The 17,500-nt window shown below is 46.6% G+C and carries 17 protein-coding genes and 1 other annotated feature; of the genes, 1 reads left to right on the forward strand and 16 read right to left on the reverse strand.

Annotated elements, in window-relative coordinates:
* Positions 1 to 138 precede the first annotated feature (138 nt).
* The 3 genes from NSQ50_RS23430 to lspA form a co-directional block, all read right to left on the reverse strand.
* Positions 139 to 1,392 carry an LL-diaminopimelate aminotransferase gene (locus NSQ50_RS23430; protein ID WP_076098555.1) on the reverse strand — a complete coding sequence of 418 codons (1,254 nt, stop codon included), beginning with the start codon at positions 1,390 to 1,392 and terminating at the stop codon, positions 139 to 141.
* A 205-nt stretch (positions 1,393 to 1,597) separates the two neighbouring features.
* The gene (locus NSQ50_RS23435) at positions 1,598 to 2,569 is read right to left on the reverse strand and encodes an RluA family pseudouridine synthase (RefSeq protein WP_038572843.1); all 972 of its coding nucleotides are present in this window, start codon (positions 2,567 to 2,569) and stop codon (positions 1,598 to 1,600) included.
* Positions 2,562 to 3,074: a signal peptidase II gene (gene lspA, locus NSQ50_RS23440; protein ID WP_076222906.1), complete on the reverse strand. Its 513-nt coding sequence runs from the start codon at positions 3,072 to 3,074 to the stop codon at positions 2,562 to 2,564. The genes NSQ50_RS23435 and lspA overlap by 8 nt, the downstream gene beginning before the upstream one ends.
* A gap of 245 nt (positions 3,075 to 3,319) precedes the next feature.
* Here lspA and NSQ50_RS23445 point away from each other — a divergent pair, with 245 nt between their 5' ends.
* Entirely contained in the window at positions 3,320 to 4,042 is a 723-nt protein-coding gene (locus tag NSQ50_RS23445; protein WP_076098553.1) for a TraR/DksA C4-type zinc finger protein, read from the forward strand.
* Between the two features lie 92 nt (positions 4,043 to 4,134).
* Here NSQ50_RS23445 and NSQ50_RS23450 read toward each other — a convergent pair whose 3' ends face one another.
* The 13 genes from NSQ50_RS23450 to ftsZ all read right to left on the reverse strand — a co-directional run bounded on the left by NSQ50_RS23450 (position 4,135) and on the right by ftsZ (position 17,453).
* Positions 4,135 to 4,425, reverse strand: a complete 291-nt coding sequence (locus NSQ50_RS23450; RefSeq protein ID WP_282579970.1) for a DUF5665 domain-containing protein — start codon at positions 4,423 to 4,425, stop codon at positions 4,135 to 4,137.
* 335 nt (positions 4,426 to 4,760) lie between these two features.
* Complete coding sequence (gene ileS, locus NSQ50_RS23455) at positions 4,761 to 7,853, reverse strand: isoleucine--tRNA ligase (protein ID WP_076222908.1); 3,093 nt, start codon at positions 7,851 to 7,853, stop codon at positions 4,761 to 4,763.
* Between the two features lie 740 nt (positions 7,854 to 8,593).
* Positions 8,594 to 8,868: a binding site (T-box leader), on the reverse strand.
* A gap of 185 nt (positions 8,869 to 9,053) precedes the next feature.
* Positions 9,054 to 9,566: a DivIVA domain-containing protein gene (locus tag NSQ50_RS23460; RefSeq protein ID WP_051491297.1), complete on the reverse strand. Its 513-nt coding sequence runs from the start codon at positions 9,564 to 9,566 to the stop codon at positions 9,054 to 9,056.
* 227 nt (positions 9,567 to 9,793) lie between these two features.
* The gene (locus NSQ50_RS23465) at positions 9,794 to 10,576 is read right to left on the reverse strand and encodes a YlmH family RNA-binding protein (protein ID WP_036683613.1); all 783 of its coding nucleotides are present in this window, start codon (positions 10,574 to 10,576) and stop codon (positions 9,794 to 9,796) included.
* Between the two features lie 9 nt (positions 10,577 to 10,585).
* On the reverse strand, positions 10,586 to 10,852 hold the full coding sequence (locus tag NSQ50_RS23470; RefSeq protein WP_036683616.1) for a YggT family protein: 267 nt from the start codon (positions 10,850 to 10,852) through the stop codon (positions 10,586 to 10,588).
* A gap of 7 nt (positions 10,853 to 10,859) precedes the next feature.
* Positions 10,860 to 11,300, reverse strand: coding sequence for a cell division protein SepF (locus tag NSQ50_RS23475; RefSeq protein WP_036683619.1), 441 nt, complete (start codon positions 11,298 to 11,300; stop codon positions 10,860 to 10,862).
* 11 nt (positions 11,301 to 11,311) lie between these two features.
* Positions 11,312 to 11,998 (reverse strand): YggS family pyridoxal phosphate-dependent enzyme, encoded by a 687-nt coding sequence (locus tag NSQ50_RS23480; protein WP_036683622.1) that lies wholly within the window; start codon positions 11,996 to 11,998, stop codon positions 11,312 to 11,314.
* A 3-nt stretch (positions 11,999 to 12,001) separates the two neighbouring features.
* Complete coding sequence (pgeF, locus tag NSQ50_RS23485) at positions 12,002 to 12,859, reverse strand: peptidoglycan editing factor PgeF (protein ID WP_036683625.1); 858 nt, start codon at positions 12,857 to 12,859, stop codon at positions 12,002 to 12,004.
* Between the two features lie 104 nt (positions 12,860 to 12,963).
* Positions 12,964 to 13,308: a YlmC/YmxH family sporulation protein gene (locus NSQ50_RS23490; protein WP_036683628.1), complete on the reverse strand. Its 345-nt coding sequence runs from the start codon at positions 13,306 to 13,308 to the stop codon at positions 12,964 to 12,966.
* Between the two features lie 130 nt (positions 13,309 to 13,438).
* On the reverse strand, positions 13,439 to 14,221 hold the full coding sequence (sigG, locus tag NSQ50_RS23495; RefSeq protein ID WP_036683631.1) for an RNA polymerase sporulation sigma factor SigG: 783 nt from the start codon (positions 14,219 to 14,221) through the stop codon (positions 13,439 to 13,441).
* A gap of 78 nt (positions 14,222 to 14,299) precedes the next feature.
* The gene (gene sigE / locus NSQ50_RS23500; protein ID WP_036683937.1) at positions 14,300 to 15,022 is read right to left on the reverse strand and encodes an RNA polymerase sporulation sigma factor SigE; all 723 of its coding nucleotides are present in this window, start codon (positions 15,020 to 15,022) and stop codon (positions 14,300 to 14,302) included.
* Between the two features lie 92 nt (positions 15,023 to 15,114).
* On the reverse strand, positions 15,115 to 16,062 hold the full coding sequence (spoIIGA, locus tag NSQ50_RS23505) for a sigma-E processing peptidase SpoIIGA (RefSeq protein WP_036683940.1): 948 nt from the start codon (positions 16,060 to 16,062) through the stop codon (positions 15,115 to 15,117).
* Between the two features lie 269 nt (positions 16,063 to 16,331).
* A complete protein-coding gene (gene ftsZ / locus NSQ50_RS23510; RefSeq protein ID WP_076129065.1) occupies positions 16,332 to 17,453 on the reverse strand; it encodes a cell division protein FtsZ in 1,122 nt (373 codons plus the stop codon).
* Positions 17,454 to 17,500 lie beyond the last annotated feature (47 nt).

Below are 17,500 nucleotides of genomic sequence, written 5' to 3' on the forward strand. Positions count from 1 at the left end.
CAATAGTACAGAACACGACACGCGGCTTATAGTCATAAGGCACAGCAACATCCACATTTCCTATTCCATAAAAAAGAAGCTGCCCCCAAGTAGAATTCACTACTTTTGAGACAGCCTCATTAATTTCAATAACAATGCTTAAAACTCAAATTCCACATCGCTAAGACGTCTTTGAATTTCAGAGATGACACGTCTCTCTTCCTCTTCACCTTTAGCAATAAAGGTAACGGAGAAACGAACAAACGGACCTGCATCATCCCAAGGCACAGTGGAGATCAGCTTCTCACGAATCAGGAATTGGGAGAAATCTTCACCGGATTCAAAGCGACGGCCGTCTTTGATTCCCTTAGGTGCAGCGACATACAGGAAGAAAGAGCCTTTTGGCTTCTCAGCTTTAAAGCCGAGGCTGTTCAGTGCATCAACCAGCAGGTTGTGACGACGGGAGTATTTATCCGCAATCGCTTCAGTAATCTCCGGATGAGCAAGACCATAAGCCGCTGCTTTTTGAATCGCGATAAATTGGCCGGAATCGTTATTATCCTTCACATCGCTGAAGGCTTTAACCACTAGCGGATTACCAGCCACAAAACCAATTCTCCAGCCCGTCATATTGTAAGACTTAGAAAGAGAATGCAGCTCCACACCCACATCCTTTGCACCTGGAACGGAGAGGAAGCTAAGTGGCTTCAAACCGTCATAGGTCAAGGCAGCATAAGGTGCGTCATGAATAACCACTACATCGTATTTTTTCGCCCATGCAACGACCTCAGCAAAAAACTCAGGAGTGGCACTAGCGCCCGTTGGATTGTTTGGATAGTTTAGATAAAGAAGCTTAGCTTTACGAGCAATGTCTTCCGGAATTTCATTCAGATCTGGAAGGAATTTGTTCTCCTTCTTCAGCTCCACTGTAAATACTTGTCCACCCAAATATTTAGTATGTGTACCCAAGACTGGATAACCCGGCACGGTCATAATCGTGATATCACCTGGATTGATGAAACAAGATGGCAACATAGCCAGCGCAGGCTTCGATCCGATGGAGTGAACTACCTCCGTGTCTGGATCAATTCCTTCCACCCGGAAAACTTCCCGCAAATATTCAGCAGCAGCAGTCTTGAATTCGGCAATTCCATTGTCCGCATATCCGCGGTTTTCTTCCTTCGCTGCTTCTTCAGCAAGCTTAGCTACGATACCCGCATCAGCCATCTCATCCGGCTCGCCTACGCCCATATCAATTAGTTCAATGTTAGGAAAATCCTGTTTTGCGGATGCTTTAGCACGTTTGATTTTCTCGAATTTATAAATCGAAGTGTCTTTGCCATAATTGGCACCGCCGATGCGGTCTGCAAAATTAGTCTGAATGAAGCTATCTTGGTATTGTTCAATACTCATACTGTCATCTCATCTCCTGAATATCTATTCTACTTTTGAAAGAAACGGCTTCGCCGTCCCTTGGATGGCGTATGTTTCCGGATATCCGTTTCATTATAAAAATAAGGATAAAGAATAAGGCATTACCCTTTCTTTATCCTTATGTTTTTAAATATGCCGTAAAGTAGTGTTCAATACCATAGACTAATTATCACTTCATTTGTACTTATCTGCTGCGTAGTGTGAACAGGACTTCTTCCATGTCCTCCGGAATAGGTCTGCTGAATTCTTTATATTCACCTGTAGTAGGATGAATAAATCCGAGCACCGCCGCATGCAACGCTTGTCCATTCATCGTAGTGCCCTTGCTGCGTCCATATATCGGATCGCCTACAAGTGGATGGCCAATGAACTTCATATGTACCCTGATCTGATGCGTGCGGCCAGTCTCCAGCTGCAGCTCCAGCAGTGTACAATCTCCGAAGCGTTCCATTACTGTAAAATGGGTTACGGATTTCTTGCTGTTCTTTTCGGTTACTGTGTATAGCTTGCGATCATGTGGATCTCTGCCAATCGGTGCGTCAACAGTGCCCTTATCATGCGACAAGTTGCCGTGTACGACTGCAATATATCGGCGCGTAACACTATGCTCTTTAAGCTGTGCGGCAAGCGAGGCATGACTGGCATCATTCTTAGCCACCATGATAAGACCAGAGGTATCCTTATCGATCCGATGTACAATACCTGGACGAATCTCACCGTTAATGCCGGACAGATCCTTACAATGATACATCAGCGCATTTACTAAGGTGCCTGACGGATGTCCCGCAGCTGGGTGCACAACCATGCCCCGGGGTTTATTAATCACAATGACATCGCTGTCTTCATATACAACTTCAAGAGGAATGTTCTCCGCGATCAAATCCGTTACTTCTGCTTCAGGGACAACAACGCTAACCACGTCGCCTTCCGATAACTTATAGTTGGCTTTCACTGGCTTGCCATTAACCGTAACGTTACCGCCGCTGATCCACAGCTGCACCTGAGAACGGGAAATTTCTTCTTCCCATGATTCCGTAATATATTTATCGATTCGCTCCCGCGCGTTCTCTGCCGAAACGGTCCATTCCGTGACGTCCCTCTCTTCTTCGCTCGTAGATGCCGCTTGGTGATTGACGTCTTTATTCAAATCATTCATTCCCTTCTCTTACTTCCTTTGCTTCTTTCACATCTTTTATTTCCGTAATTTCTTCGCCATTCTTAAGGTCACGAAAAGAATCCAGAAGAATCAATCCAACCCCAATGACAATACAAGAATCCGCCACGTTAAAAATCGGGAAGCTATAGCTCCCAAAATTGAACAGAAGGAAATCAACAACCTCACCATTGATTATCCGGTCCAGGAAGTTACCGATAGCTCCACCCAGTACAAGCCCTAGGGCAACAGATAACAGCTTCCGCGAGTGTCTAGTCTTGTTCAAATACCAAACGATACCACTAACCACTACAACCGTAACTAGAAAGAAGAACCATTGCTGACCTTCGAGAATCCCAAAAGCAGCCCCGCGATTGCGATGAGAGGTAATCAGGAAAAAATCTCCGATAACAGAAATCTGTTCTCCGATCTCCAGACGTGTAGCAATGAGATACTTTGTCCCTTGATCCACCAAAAATACAATAAGAGCAATCAAATAGTACACCACAGAAGTTGTCACTCCGTTCTTATTTTTCCCGCTAAATGCGGTACGAATACTGTTTAAAGACTTGTATATTGTAGCACAGCCCTTAAAGAATCGTCTATTGCGGGACAGCCGCTAAGTTCAATCTTGGGGACTATTTTCCAGCGCTAAAATCCCTGCTCTCCGGTCAACCTAACAGAGAACCATCCGGTGTTATCCGGCAAGTCGGAATGATTCTTATAAAAGGTACAGAAAGGAGCTTTCTCATTATGACGCACCTGACAGTACAGCAGCTCTCAGAGCTACGCGCACGATTGGAAAAAGATCGGGATACGATTCAGCACAGGCTTCAGAATAATGAACATTACGGCTTAGATGAATCCATGCGGGATGGCTCCGGAGAACTTTCCGAGAATGACAACCATCCAGGAGATGCAGCCACCGATTTGTATAATCGCTCCATGGACATTTCACTGTTAGAGCGGGACGAGCATGAGCTGGACGATATTGAAGCTGCTTTATCCGCTATGGATAATGGCACCTATGGGATATGCAAGGCTAGTGGTGAGCCGATCCCTTTTGAACGTTTATCTGCCATCCCTTCCACACTTTATTGTAAAGAGCACAACCCGCGGCAAAACGCACCTTTCACTCGTCCAGTGGAAGAGGAGCTGTTATCTCCACCTTTTGGACGAACCAGTCTGGATGAACGCGACGATCAAAACGGTTTTGACGGTGAGGATGCCTGGCAGATTGTTGAAAGCTGGGGTACCTCGAATTCTCCCGCCATGGCGGAGGGCAACAATATTGATTCTTATAATGATATGGAGATTGAAGCCGATGAGCTGGAAGGCTGCGTAGAGCCTTGGGAGAACTTTATCGCCACTGATATCACGGGCAACAATCTAATTGTAGTACCTGGACGGAGCTACCAGCGTTATTTGGACAGTGACGAGGCAACCCATAGCCTAGATCCTCTCGACGAAGACTAAACACAGATGTCCTCAACACAAAAACATTTAAACAGCGTACTGTTCCAGTTTTGAGGAATGGTTCGCTGTTTTTAATCTTAACGTTTCGATGGCTATTTGAACTCTAGCTGACGTTGTACGATCCGCACAATATCCGCAATATAATCACCAATGATCGGTAGATTGAGCGCGCCTAGTCCCTGAAGGATATAAATAATCGTTGCCGCAAAAAAAGTAAAACCCAGTGCAATCCCAACTCCCCGAGCTGCTCCAAATAAAATATTTCTCCAAATCAACCGCCAAGGTGAATATAGCAGATCCGTATATTGATAAATTCGGGATTTTTCCAAAATATGAGCCCACTCAAAGGTCAAACGGTACATCGTATTCATTTTTTCTTCCAGCGGAATATCCTCGGGATTACGCGGATCTGCTGTTAGATACTCAGGATTAACTTCAGGAAAAGCCTTATTCTCCTTTTCCTTGTCTGGGTTATTCTTATTGCCGGATGTCTTAATGGAGATTCTCCTCTTATTTCCCTCCACAGCTACGGCTCCTCTCATATGTCTTTCCTTCGCTACAAAGTAAACGAGCCCGGCCAAAGAGAATTCATCTCCTTAAGCTCGGGACTCGTTAGTTTTGCGCCGAAATATAAAGACTATATTTCCCGCATAAACGGAAGATCTCCGTTTACACTTATGCCGCTAGTATATGCTGTTTTGGGACAGGTAATGCAGAATTATGCTTCGATATGGATACCGATGGATTTGTCACCGACTTCTACCGTCTCAAAAGCATGTTCTCCATCAAAATCAACCGTAGTCACAAGAACATTGTCTCGCAATACATTGTCAAATGCTGTAACAGCTGCTTTTAGCTCATCGTCTAACTTCAAAGTGAGTGCGATCCGTTTCTCGATCGGCAGATCCAGACGTTTACGGTAATCTTGAACCGCACGAATGATCTCACGAACCCAGCCTTCTTGTTCAAGCTCAGGCGTGATTTCGGTATTGAGCGCAACCGTAACTCCATATCCGGAAGCTGCGGCGAAACCTGCTTTGGCTTGTTTTTCAACAAGCAGCTCTTCAGAAGTGATTACAAGCTCTTCACCTTCAGGTGTCGCAATTGCAATTTTACCGTCCTGTACCGCTTTGCGGGTAGAATCACTGTCGAGGCTTTTCAGGAAGCCTTGCAGGAAGCCTACATTTTTACCGTATTTTTTACCGGCTACCTTAAGATTCAGCTTGAGTGTGAAATCAACAAATCCGCTGTCACTGTTCTCCAGCACGATGTTCTTGATGTTGATCTCATCTTTGATGATCTCTTCATACTCAGCCAAATGGAAGTCACGGTTCATCGAAACGATCAGCTCGGACAGCGGTTGACGATTCTTAATGCCTGTTTCGTTACGTACGTTACGCGCCAACTCAACGATCTGTCTTGCACTTTCCATATCCTCTTCCAGCTCTTTATCGATCAAGTTCTCGTCAGCAACCGGGTAGTCTGCCAAATGCACACTTTCTCCGCCGCCAAGGTTCGTGAAGATATCTTCGGACAACATCGGTGTAAATGGAGCCATCAAAGTTGCTGTCGCCAAAAGCACATGAGTCAACGTACGGTAAGCATCCAGTTTATCTTCACCTAGGCCACTCCCCCAGAAACGGTCACGGGAACGACGGATATACCAGTTGCTCAGCTCATCCACAAAGTTCTCAATCGCTCTAGACGTATTCACGAAGTCATTTACCGCAAGTCCTTTATCCACCAAAAGAATCAAGCTGTTCAGACGGGACAGGATCCAGCGGTCCAGCTTATGTTTTGATACCTTAAAAGGATGATCGGCTGGGTCGTATCCATCGATGCCCGCATAAAGCGTTAAGAAGGCATGTGTGTTCACCAGCGTATCCACTACTTTAGATTTTGTCTCACCTACAAGACCACGCGAGAAACGTTTATTATTCCACGGTGCACTGTCGGACAAAATAGCCCAACGGAATGCATCCGTGCCGTAATCGTTCATGATTTCCCAAGGATCAATAACATTGCCTTTGGATTTGGACATTTTTTGACCATTCTCATCGAGGATATGACCGTGAGCAATAACTGCTTTATATGGAGCTTTACCCTTAAACAAGGTGGATACTGCAAGCAAGCTGTAGAACCATCCGCGGGTCTGGTCGATCCCTTCACAGATCATATCTGCCGGGTACTGATCATTCAGCTTATCCTCGTTCTCAAATGGATAATGGCTTTGTGCAAAAGGCATTGAGCCACTGTCGAACCATACGTCGATCACTTCCGATGTGCGAACCATCTCTGCACCTTCGCTAAACGGACTGCGCAGCTTGATCTTATCCACGAAAGGTTTATGCAGCTCGATATCTTCCGGAACATCACCAATCGCCATCGCTCTTAGCTCTTCAATGCTGTGTGGTGCAAACTCTTTGCCCGTTTCTTGACATACCCAGACGTTGAGGGGTGTACCCCAATAACGGTTACGGCTGATATTCCAGTCAACCAGTTCATCCAAGAACTTCCCGAAACGACCTTCACGTACATGCTCAGGGTACCAAGCCACACTGTTGTTGTTAGCAATCAGCTGATCTTTGATCGCTGTAGTGTTGATGAACCAGCTGTCTGTTGCGTAATACAAAAGTGGTGTATCACAACGCCAGCAGAACGGATAGCTATGCTCGTATTTCTCTTTACCGTAAAGCAATCCTTTTTCAGACAAAACCTTAATGATATCCAGATCGCAATCCTTAACAAAACGTCCCGCAAAATCAGAAACTACATCCGTATACTTACCGGAATTATCAACCACATTTACGAAGCTGATGCCATTCTCACGGCAAGTCTTGTAGTCATCTTCACCATGTGCTGGTGCCATGTGTACGATCCCTGTACCACTGGAATCTGTAACGAAAGAAGCACCTACGATAACATTACTTTTCTCTGCCTTAATATATCCGAATGGAGGTGCGTAAGTTTTACCGATAAACTCGGAACCTTTATGTGTAGAAAGGACTGTGTGCTCGCCTTTCATTACTTCTTCGACCAAGTTTTTAGCAACGATGTACACACCATCTTCTTGTTGCACACGTACATAATCCATGTCCGGGTTCATAGCTAGCGCCATATGGGCTGGCAAGGTCCAAGGTGTTGTCGTCCAAGCCAATACGTAGTCTCCGCTGTCATCCAGCTTGAACTTCGCAGTTGCACTGAGATCCTTAACGGTTTTGTAGCCTTGGGCAACTTCATGCGAGCTTAATGTAGTCTGGCAGCTCGGGCAATACGGGCTAACACGGTGTCCGCGGTAAAGCAACCCGTTCTCATGCACTGTAGCCAAGATGTTCCATACACTTTCGATATAGGTGTTATCCAAGGTTACGTAAGGATTATCTAGATCTGTCCAGTATCCAATCGCTTCTGTAAATTCACGCCATTGCTTCTCATAACCGAAGACGCTGTCTTTACATTCCTGGATGAATTTTTCTACGCCATATTCCTCAATCTCTTGTTTACCGGAGATGCCAAGCTTCTTTTGTACGCCTAGTTCTACTGGCAGACCGTGTGTATCCCAGCCTGCTTTACGTACTACGCGGTAACCTTTCATTGTCTGGTAACGACCGATGAAATCCTTGATTACCCGTCCCAGCACGTGTCCGATATGCGGCGCACCGTTTGCTGTTGGCGGACCTTCATAGAATACATAGTTTGGACGTCCCTCACGGTTCTCCATGGACTTGCGGAACGTATTCTCTTCGTTCCATTTCTTCAATATGCGGACATCTCTTGCCCGCGCCTTTTCTCTGACATCTACTTTTTGCATGTGATGGTCAATCCTTTCATGGATTAGTCTATAAAGCTCTTTTCGATCCTTGGGCGATCCTGGCAGCAGCTGCCACTTCTTTGCCCTGGCACCCGAGCTGCGATCCCGTAGGGCAGCAATCGCTCGGGGCGCCATTTCGCGACCTTGCGCAGCTGGTCGCGCACCGCTCTTGCCCTGGCTCCCGAGCCGCGATCCCGTTAGGGCAGCAATCGCTCGGGGCGCCAATGAGCGACCTTGCGCAGCTGGTCGCTCACCGCTCTTGCCCTGGCTCCCGAGCCGCGATCCCGCAGGGCAGCAATCGCTCGGGGCGCCAATGAGTGACCTTGCGCAGCTGGCCGCTCACCGCTCTTGCCCTGGCACCCGAGCCGCGATCCCGTTAGGGCAGCAATCGCTCGGGGCCATACGCGACCTTGCGCAGCTGGTCGCACACCGCTCTTGCCCTGGCTCCCGAGCCGCGATCCCGCAGGGCAGCAATCGCTCGGGGCGCCATTTCGCGACCTTGCGCAGCTGGTCGCGCACCGCTCTTGCCGTTAAGGCCCCGCAGGCGAACCCGCCAGGGGAGCCTAAGAAGGGCCGCTCGTTCAGCCACATGAGTCCGTTTGTTTCCACCACCGTACCTATTTGCACGAGGCTTTACTTTGCGGGTGTCCAGAGGGCGGCAGCCCTTGGGGTCCCCCTTAGAAAGGGGGATTTAGGGGGATGGCCGCCCCGGAACAACAAAATAAGCGTCATCCCACCCCCAAAGGGGCGAGACGACGCTCGCGATACCACCCTAATTCTGCGCATGAGCACATCCTTAAGGGGAGTGTATTCAGCACAATCTCAGTCCTGCGCGTAAATCTTGTGCACAGGTCCGGTGTAACGTCCGGCAGACGGTTAGGCTTACGCACGATCAACGCTTCAGCTTAACTTCTAGGGGAAGATCTTCCGGCAGGGTTCGAACAATCGGCTCGCAGCAATCGCCGACTCTCTGGAGAACGTTACCTTGTCGTACTTGTCCCGTCATCGAATACATATAAACATTATACAGATATGTTCTATTTATAGACTTTTTGAATCTAAATGTCAACAACCATTCGCCCAATCTAGCTATTATGAGCGTACTTGCACATGGAGTTCACTTTATTATGGTCTATTTTATCGGAAAATAAAAATAGAGGGAATAGCTCCCTCTATTTAGCCAATTATCGTCTGAAACCTTTAGATGCGATGAAGAACATCATCCTTGAAAGCTACGTTCTCGCTCGCCTCACGACTCTCTAAGGCATTCCAGTCATCCTGTGATAACAGCTCCAGCTGAGCTTCCACTAATGTCCGGAAACGAGTGCGATAGATCGAAGCTTGCTTGCGCAATTCTTCAGTCTCAATAGCAACCTTACGGGATTTGGATAACGCTTCGTTAATAATACGATCGGCGTTTTTCTCCGCTTCCTTGATAATGAGCTGGGATTCCTTCTTGGAGTTGTTCTTCACATCATCCGCCGCTTCCTGAGCGACTAAGATCGTCTTCGATAAACTTTCTTCAATATTCACAAAATGATCCAGACGCTCTTGAATAGACAAAAGCTGATTCTGCAGTTCCTTGTTCTCACGGATGACGCTTTCGTAATCCTTGATCACTTGATCCAGAAATTCGTTGACCTCGTCCTCATCATAACCGCGAAGTCTCCGAGAAAACTCCTTGTTATGTATATCGAGCGGTGTTAATGGCATGCTGTGCACCTCCTAGAAATTTCGGACCTTCTTTATCTCTAAATCGCAACTAAGCGGCAGACAAAGAAGAAAGACTGTACTTCAAGTAAAGGCAGAAGGTGTTCCTGTGTTCCGCCTGCCATTCATGGTCCGCCTCTTCTTAAAAGTATCGGCGTCCAGCTTAAAAAATGTTTGATTCCCTCGAAATAATCAATTTCGACAAGTAAGACCGTATTCCTGCAAGGGATTCACACAAATTTACCAATCTGAACACGGTATCGGCCCTTTTTCGTCAAACTGCCGACCTCTAGAACCTTGAAGCGACCAAAGCCTTGAATAGATACCATGTCACCATCCTTAAGACCGCAGGATGGGTCTTCCTCCACTTTCCAGTTTACCCGAACACGTCCAGCCTTGATGGGAGCAAGAATTTTGCTTCGGCTAAGCCGTGTTACATCTGCGGCAATGCCATCCAATCGCAGGGATGCTACAGTCAAATCCATCAATTCCAGCTTAACCTCACTATTACGCAAGGCGGAAAGGGGTAATACTTCCGTACTTACCTGTATCCGGTGCACTCCAGTTAAATTCATAGCTAAATAATCTGCAATATCAGCAGCGACTACAACATGACAACCATCGTCCAGAACATGAATATCACCGATTTTGCCTCGTTTAACGCCCAGCCCCAGAATAGAACCCATGTAGTCCCCATGCTCCAGAGCCAGAAACTTCTGCTCCCCTGAGGTTATTGCAAGCACCTTCAGCTCCATGTCTTCCTGATCCAGGTCACGATAATCAGGAGCGACAAGCGCTCGCTTCCGCTCTGCCTCAGCATGTCCACCTTCCCATTTAACAATCACATCAGGATGGCGGTTAACTAAAGTTTGCAGAATAAAACCTTGGCGGGGATCGAGAAATTCAGTTAATTTAGTCTCATGATATTCTCCAGCGTTGGTAACCCATTCGAAGGCCTTGTCCACAAATTGACGTTCATCGGGATGAAAATGCCCGTAAACTTCGTTCTTCATCACAATTGCCTAAAAAATCAAATGCAGGATAGATTTAAGTCCGCCTGCAGCGAATTCCAAGACAAGTAATGCAATAATTGGAGAGATATCAAGTGTACCGAAGAGCGGTGGAATAAACCGTCTGAAAGGTGTTAAATACGGCTCTACGAGTTTGCTTAGCAGTTCTCCAATGAAGTTATCACGAACGTTGGGTAACCAGGACATTAGCACATAGAAAATAATCATGTAAAAATAAATGTTAAACAAAATATCGATAATGTAATCAATTTGAAGCAAAGCCCATTCACCTCATTCTGTTATAGTCTTGATCGTCACCTAGGATTTCTGTAATGGAGCCTTGAATTTCAACAGTATCTGGAGTGCACATAAATATATTGCCCCCAATTTTAGAGATTCCTCCCCCAAGGGCATAAACAGTTCCGCTGAGAAAATCAATAATTCGCATTGCTTGATCATTGCGAACACGCTGCAGGTTAATTACTACCGTCCGATGCGAACGGAGATGATCAGCAATCTCCTGTGCCTCATCATATGAACGTGGTTCATATAATACAACCTTGACATTTTTTTGCGAATGGATACTGACAACGTTGCCCCTCTGATTTTTGCGGGTTTCTACAGGGGCCGGCTCATACTCATCCTCTTCGTGGATTTGCTCCCGCTCCACAACTTCCTCTTCCTCCTGCAAGCCCAAAAAACTCATAAATCGGTTCATAACGCTCATCACGATCCCTCCTAATGGCCTACTAACACCGTACCCAGGCGTACCCAGGTGGCTCCTTCCTGTATCGCCACTTCAAAATCATTCGACATTCCCATGGACAGCTCCGTAATCGGCTCAGGTGTCAAAGCAAGTTGATTAAGCTCATCGCGCAGCTCACGAAGTCCGCGAAATACAGGACGGGTAAGCTCCGGATCACCTTCTAAAGGTGCCATCGTCATAAGTCCAATTACCTTAACGCGGTCCAAACTAGCGATTTCACGTAAAAATCCAGGTACTGCCTCAGGTGACAGACCAAACTTCGTATCTTCGCCAGAGATATTCACTTGAAGAAACACATTCACTTCCTGATCAGCAGCAAGCGCCTTTTTGTGTAATTCTTGCGCCAGAGACATCCGGTCCAAAGAGTGTATATATTGAAATTTGCCAATAACGTCTTTAACCTTATTGGTTTGCAAATGCCCGATAAAATGCCATGTCCCTTTGTCCCCTAAAACCTTCCATTTGTGCTCAGCATCCTGCCAGCGACTCTCAGCAACATGCTCTAGGCCTGCCTCCAATACGGAGGATACCATTTCCAGAGAAACATATTTCGTCACTGCAATTACCTTGACGTCATTACGATCCCGGCCGCTTGCCGCGCAGGCACGTGCTACACGTTCCTCTACCTCAGCAATCCTCTCCTGCAGTGTTAAAGACAACTTTCAACTCTCCTTTATTCCGATCCAGCTCGTCATTCTGCCTGTAATACCGTTTTCTTTGCGATAAGAAAAAAACAAATCACGATTACAGCTTGTACACCATGTTGTACATTCGATATGAGTCGGCAATATTCCTGCTTTTATCATAATGCGTCGATTCATTTCTTTCAAGTTTAGCAAGTATTTACTCTGATCAGTCTCTGAGGCTCTGTAAAGCTCCACAGCATCGAAAGTTTCTATCCCCTCATTCAAGCTGCCCTCCAGCTGCCGAACATGCTCCATCACATAATCATCCACCTCATAACAGCAGTCGCCAATGGATGGACCGATCGCTGCCACAATATCATGTGGATGGCTGCCGTATACCGTTTGCAGCTTACTCACCATAGCTGCGGCAATCTGAGCCACCGTTCCTTTCCAGCCTGCATGCGCAAGACCGACGACTCTACGCACGGGATCATAAAAATAAAGGGGCACACAATCCGCATAAAAAGAAGTCAACAAAACCCCAGGCACATCCGTCAGCAGACCATCCGTAGCTTGAAATGCCGATGCTCTGTCCTGTTGTCCCCGCCCACGGTCTACTTCCCTTACTACAGCTATCTCTGCCCCATGAGTTTGTTCTCCACAGGTCCATGCTTCCGGCTTGAAATCAAGAGCTTCGGCAAGCGCTCTCCGATTGCTCAGGACATCTTCAGGAGCATCCCCAACGTGAAACGCACAATTCAGGCTGTCATAGGGCGCCTTGCTAGCCCCTCCCTGTCTACCAGTAAACCCCGCTGTAATTTCGTTATGCTCCACTCGCCAAGGCTCCAGATGGAGCAGCATAAGCATTTCTTTCCCCTGCACAAACGGTTCCATTTCCTCACCTCCGCCTTAGTGTACCACATGTAAATACCCGTACAAAGTGACGGTTAAGCCTGATCGCCTAAATTCTTAAATAAAAAAACAAAAAACGCACCTAATTAATAAGTGCGCCGTTCGCTGCGATCTCCCCGTTCCAGATACATCGTTTCACGCTCTTCCTGTCCCGGAGACATCCGCGACTCTTCAATCTTCACGAGTACTACATCGGACCCGATCTTAACTATATTCCGCCATGGAATAATCAGATCTGTCCCGCCTCCGAACAATCCCATAAACCGAGTGTATCCGGGTATAACGATGGCATCAATGACACCACGGCGCAAATCAAGCTCCAGATCACTAATCTGCCCCAGCCGCTTGCCATCTACAATGTTGATAACATCCTTCGTCTGAAAATCTGAGATTTTCATTTTTTTGGCAGACCCTTGATAATCCTCGTTCATCTCACCACCCCTGTACAATCCGACCTATAGTCCAATATATGATCCGGAAGCTTGTCAACATGCATTAAAAAGAGGAGACAACCCAAAATCCTTAACCCGGATTCTGGAATATCTCCTCATGGCTACTGCTCTAAGATTTCACGTGTTTTTGCATTTGCTGAATCGCAGATTTCTCCAGACGTGAGACCTGTGCCTGTGAAATGCCAATCTCATCTGCGACCTCCATCTGTGTTTTCCCTTCGAAAAACCGCATGGATAAAATTCGTTTCTCCCTTTGTCCTAACTTACGCATCGCTTCACGTAATGCAATTTCTTCGATCCACGACACATCCTTATTCTTATCGTCGCTAATCTGGTCCATTACATAAATAGGATCGCCGCCGTCATGATAGATCGGCTCGAATAAGGACACTGGATCCTGAATGGCATCAAGAGCAAAAACAACATCTTCCTTCGGCACACCCAGCGCTTCTGATATTTCGAATATCGTCGGTTCCCGTGAGTTCTGATTGGTCAGACTATCACGTACCTGGAGCGCCTTGTAGGCGATATCTCTGAGAGAACGTGATACCCGAATCGGGTTGTTATCACGCAGGTAACGCCGAATCTCACCGATAATCATCGGAACTGCATATGTGGAGAATTTAACGTTTTGTGATAAATCGAAATTATCGATGGCTTTCATCAGACCGATGCAACCCACCTGGAACAAATCGTCAACAAATTCTCCCCTATTATTGAACCTCTGGATAACGCTTAGAACAAGTCTAAGATTACCGTTTACCAATTTCTCTCTGGCGGATCGCTCGCCCTGCTGCTGCAGCGAAGTGAACAGTTGCCGCATTTCCACATTCGTTAGAACAGGCAGCTTAGCAGTATCCACACCGCAAATCTCGACTTTATTACGGGTCATGATGATTTACCTCCCAAGGAGAAACATTACTGTACATTATCTCCCGGGCTCGCCATTTTATTCCTTGCTAATTTCACCTTACACCATCTTGTTAAACTCCTTGCGCAGCCGCTTGATAATTCTTTTCTCCAGCCGCGAAATATAAGATTGGGAGATGCCAAGCAGATCGGCCACATCTTTTTGTGTCTTTTCTTCGCCTCCGCGCAGGCCAAATCTCAGCTCCATAATGAGTCTTTCCCGGTCACTCAGCTTTTCCAGTGCCTTTTGCAGCAGCTTGCGATCAACCTGTTCTTCTATGTTCCGATAAATGGTATCATTTTCCGTTCCTAATACGTCAGAAAGCAATAATTCATTGCCATCCCAATCAATATTAAGCGGCTCATCAAAAGAAACCTCACTCCGTGTCTTGCTGTTCCGCCGCAGATACATCAAGATTTCATTCTCTATGCAGCGGGATGCATAAGTAGCCAGTTTTATTTTTTTCTCAGGATCAAAAGTGTTCACAGCCTTAATTAAGCCAATAGCGCCAATCGAAACCAGATCCTCGATATTAATGCCGGTATTCTCAAATTTACGAGCGATATATACTACCAAGCGAAGATTGCGCTCAATCAACATCGCACGAACAGCTGCATCGCCGCTAGACAGCCGCTGAAGCAGATATTCTTCTTCTTCCCGTGTCAGCGGTGGAGGAAGTGCCTCACTCCCGCCAATATAATAGATTTCCTGACTCTTCAGCCCTAGTAGAAACAGCATGCGGTAATATTGCAGCTGCAGAGCAATTTTCCATTTGACCATTATTTGTTCCTCCTCCAAGAAGTGCACGGTTCGCGTGTGAAGCTTTCAAATCCCGCTTTCAGCCATCAGAAGTTTGGTTCAGCTAGCTTTAAAGATTAGGAAGGCAGTGCTGCATCAATAGCGCTCTCTTTTTGAGTCAAATCAGGATGTATTACAGCCCGATAGGCTCCATCCCCCGACAATGTCCCACCATCCAGCCCGATCAAGACTCTTTTACAATAAAAGATATCTTCACCAAGCTTTATCGTCACCTGATCAGGCTTCAGTGCAAGCATAAATGATGCCCCCCGGTTAACTCCCCTGTAAGGCACCAGTCGCATCCTGTCCTGCCAAGCAAACGACTGCCCGTCCGTTTCTAGTAAAAGTTTGTCCGCTCCGTCCTGAGTGAGTCTACCTTTCCATGTTTCAGGCAGATGTCCCTCCCAGAGCGAAGATTCCATAACCATCACCGGTATGCGGGTCAAAGGATCACAAAGCCGGTTACCTGTGTCTAGCAGGCCGGGACAGGAAACAGTCACTCCATCAATTTCTACTACCACCTCACCGATATAGGTTTCAAGCTGCTCCCTTCTGATTCGTGAGGAGTGCACTGCCTTGAAGCAGATTAACACCAGGGGAAATACTGCAATTACAAACCAAAAACCAATCTTTAGGCGGTAAGCATGCCCTCCTGAAGCAGTGAACATAATACCATTCCAAATATCACCGGAGCTCTGCAGCAAATAGTGAATACCTACAATCCCACCAGCAGCTGCGAAGTTGATAATATAAAAAGCTCCCATAGTGCGAAGGTAGCTTTGCAGACTCCCAAAACCAAAGGCAATCCATAGCATAACCACCGACAATCCAAACTTAATGAGGAAGGTATACATGAAAGACAACTCCGGCACAAACATCATCACCACATAGAGCGCACCAACCAGAGCTGAGAGGACTAGCCGCCACCATGATATCCTCAGCTTGACCATCCAGCCTGTCAGCCACAAAAGAATTCCGTCGATCACTAGATTGGCGGCGAATATCAAGTCAATATAAACAACCAGTGCATTCACCTGCTTACTATGGCGGAATCTATCCTGTAGCCAAAATGGATCAGGCTCTGTTTTTTTGGACGATATGATTAGTATAAAAAGTCTCGCTTTCAAAGTCTGTCTAAACTTGGGGGGCATTCTTAAGGTTTTTTTGTCGAGTTATAGCGCGGGAGGGTTTTATTCCTACTGAACAACATTTCACATAAAAAAAAGCACCGCATTGCCCTAGCTCTATTAGCTGGGGAATACGCTGCTTCATATCTCTTAATAAAAATATTTAATTAGTCATTGTTGCCACGATTACGGTTACGCAGGAACGTCGGAATATCTAATTGATCTGACGTATTCTGATTCCCGAACGGACGCAGATTAGCAGCGTTCTTATCCGGTGCTGCCGCTGGCTCGTTATTCGTCGAGACCGGACGGCGTCCTGGTGCTTCAGGTGATGGTTTATGTTCAAAGCCAGTAGCAATTACTGTTACTTTGATATCATCCTTCAGGCCTTCATCAATTATCGCACCAAAGATCATATTCACTTCAGGATCAGAGGCGGATGTAACGATCTCAGCCGCTTCATTGACTTCGTATAGGGAGAGGTTAGATCCTCCCGTAATATTCATGATTACGCCGCGGGCGCCTTCAATAGACGTTTCCAAGAGTGGGCTCATGATGGCTTTACGTGCTGCTTCAGACGCACGGTTCTCACCATTTGCTATACCAATTCCCATAAGCGCTGAACCGCGCTCTGTCATGATCGTCTTTACATCCGCAAAGTCAAGGTTAATCAGACCAGGAACCTTAATTAGGTCAGAGATACCTTGAACAGCCTGCCGGAGAACATTATCTGCTTCACGGAAAGCTTCCAACATCGGTGTTTTCTTATCAACGATCTCAAGCAAACGGTCATTTGGAATGACGATTAGCGTGTCGACTTTTTCTTTCAAAGCTTCGATTCCAAGCATTGCCTGGTTATAACGTTTTCTTCCTTCAAAAGTGAACGGGCGAGTAACTACACCCACAGTCAGGGCTCCACATTCTCTAGCAATTTCAGCTATAACTGGCGCCGCCCCTGTACCTGTACCGCCACCCATTCCTGCAGTAACAAATACCATATCTGCACCTTTAAGGGTATTCGAAATCAGATCACGGGATTCCTCCGCTGCTTTCTTACCGACTTCAGGGTTGGCGCCTGCACCCAAACCACGGGTCAGCTTGTCCCCAATCTGCAGCTTGTGCTCCGATTTGGCCATATGCAACGCTTGGGCGTCTGTATTAACCGTAATAAATTCTACACCCTGAACGCCGTTTTCAATCATCCGGTTGACAGCATTACTACCTCCGCCGCCCACGCCGATGACTTTTATTTGCGCCAAGCTCTCCATTTCAAAATCAAATTCTAACATATTGTTCCATCTCCCCCTCAATGTGCTTGGATGGCCGGTCCAAGTAT

This window comes from Paenibacillus sp. FSL R10-2788, from assembly GCF_038003885.1.
GTDB lineage: Bacteria > Bacillota > Bacilli > Paenibacillales > Paenibacillaceae > Paenibacillus_AQ > Paenibacillus_AQ odorifer.

What these genes read in the sequence shown, in the direction of transcription:
- NSQ50_RS23430 (WP_076098555.1), bottom strand. Translation starts at nt 1,392, where the DNA reads ATGAGTATTGAACAATACCAAGATAGCTTCATTCAGACTAATTTTGCA.
- NSQ50_RS23435 (WP_038572843.1), bottom strand. Translation starts at nt 2,569, where the DNA reads ATGAATGATTTGAATAAAGACGTCAATCACCAAGCGGCATCTACGAGC.
- NSQ50_RS23445 (WP_076098553.1), top strand. Translation starts at nt 3,320, where the DNA reads ATGACGCACCTGACAGTACAGCAGCTCTCAGAGCTACGCGCACGATTG.
- ileS (WP_076222908.1), bottom strand. Translation starts at nt 7,853, where the DNA reads ATGCAAAAAGTAGATGTCAGAGAAAAGGCGCGGGCAAGAGATGTCCGC.
- NSQ50_RS23460 (WP_051491297.1), bottom strand. Translation starts at nt 9,566, where the DNA reads ATGCCATTAACACCGCTCGATATACATAACAAGGAGTTTTCTCGGAGA.
- NSQ50_RS23465 (WP_036683613.1), bottom strand. Translation starts at nt 10,576, where the DNA reads ATGAAGAACGAAGTTTACGGGCATTTTCATCCCGATGAACGTCAATTT.
- NSQ50_RS23475 (WP_036683619.1), bottom strand. Translation starts at nt 11,300, where the DNA reads ATGAGCGTTATGAACCGATTTATGAGTTTTTTGGGCTTGCAGGAGGAA.
- pgeF (WP_036683625.1), bottom strand. Translation starts at nt 12,859, where the DNA reads ATGGAACCGTTTGTGCAGGGGAAAGAAATGCTTATGCTGCTCCATCTG.
- NSQ50_RS23490 (WP_036683628.1), bottom strand. Translation starts at nt 13,308, where the DNA reads ATGAACGAGGATTATCAAGGGTCTGCCAAAAAAATGAAAATCTCAGAT.
- sigG (WP_036683631.1), bottom strand. Translation starts at nt 14,221, where the DNA reads ATGACCCGTAATAAAGTCGAGATTTGCGGTGTGGATACTGCTAAGCTG.
- ftsZ (WP_076129065.1), bottom strand. Translation starts at nt 17,453, where the DNA reads ATGTTAGAATTTGATTTTGAAATGGAGAGCTTGGCGCAAATAAAAGTC.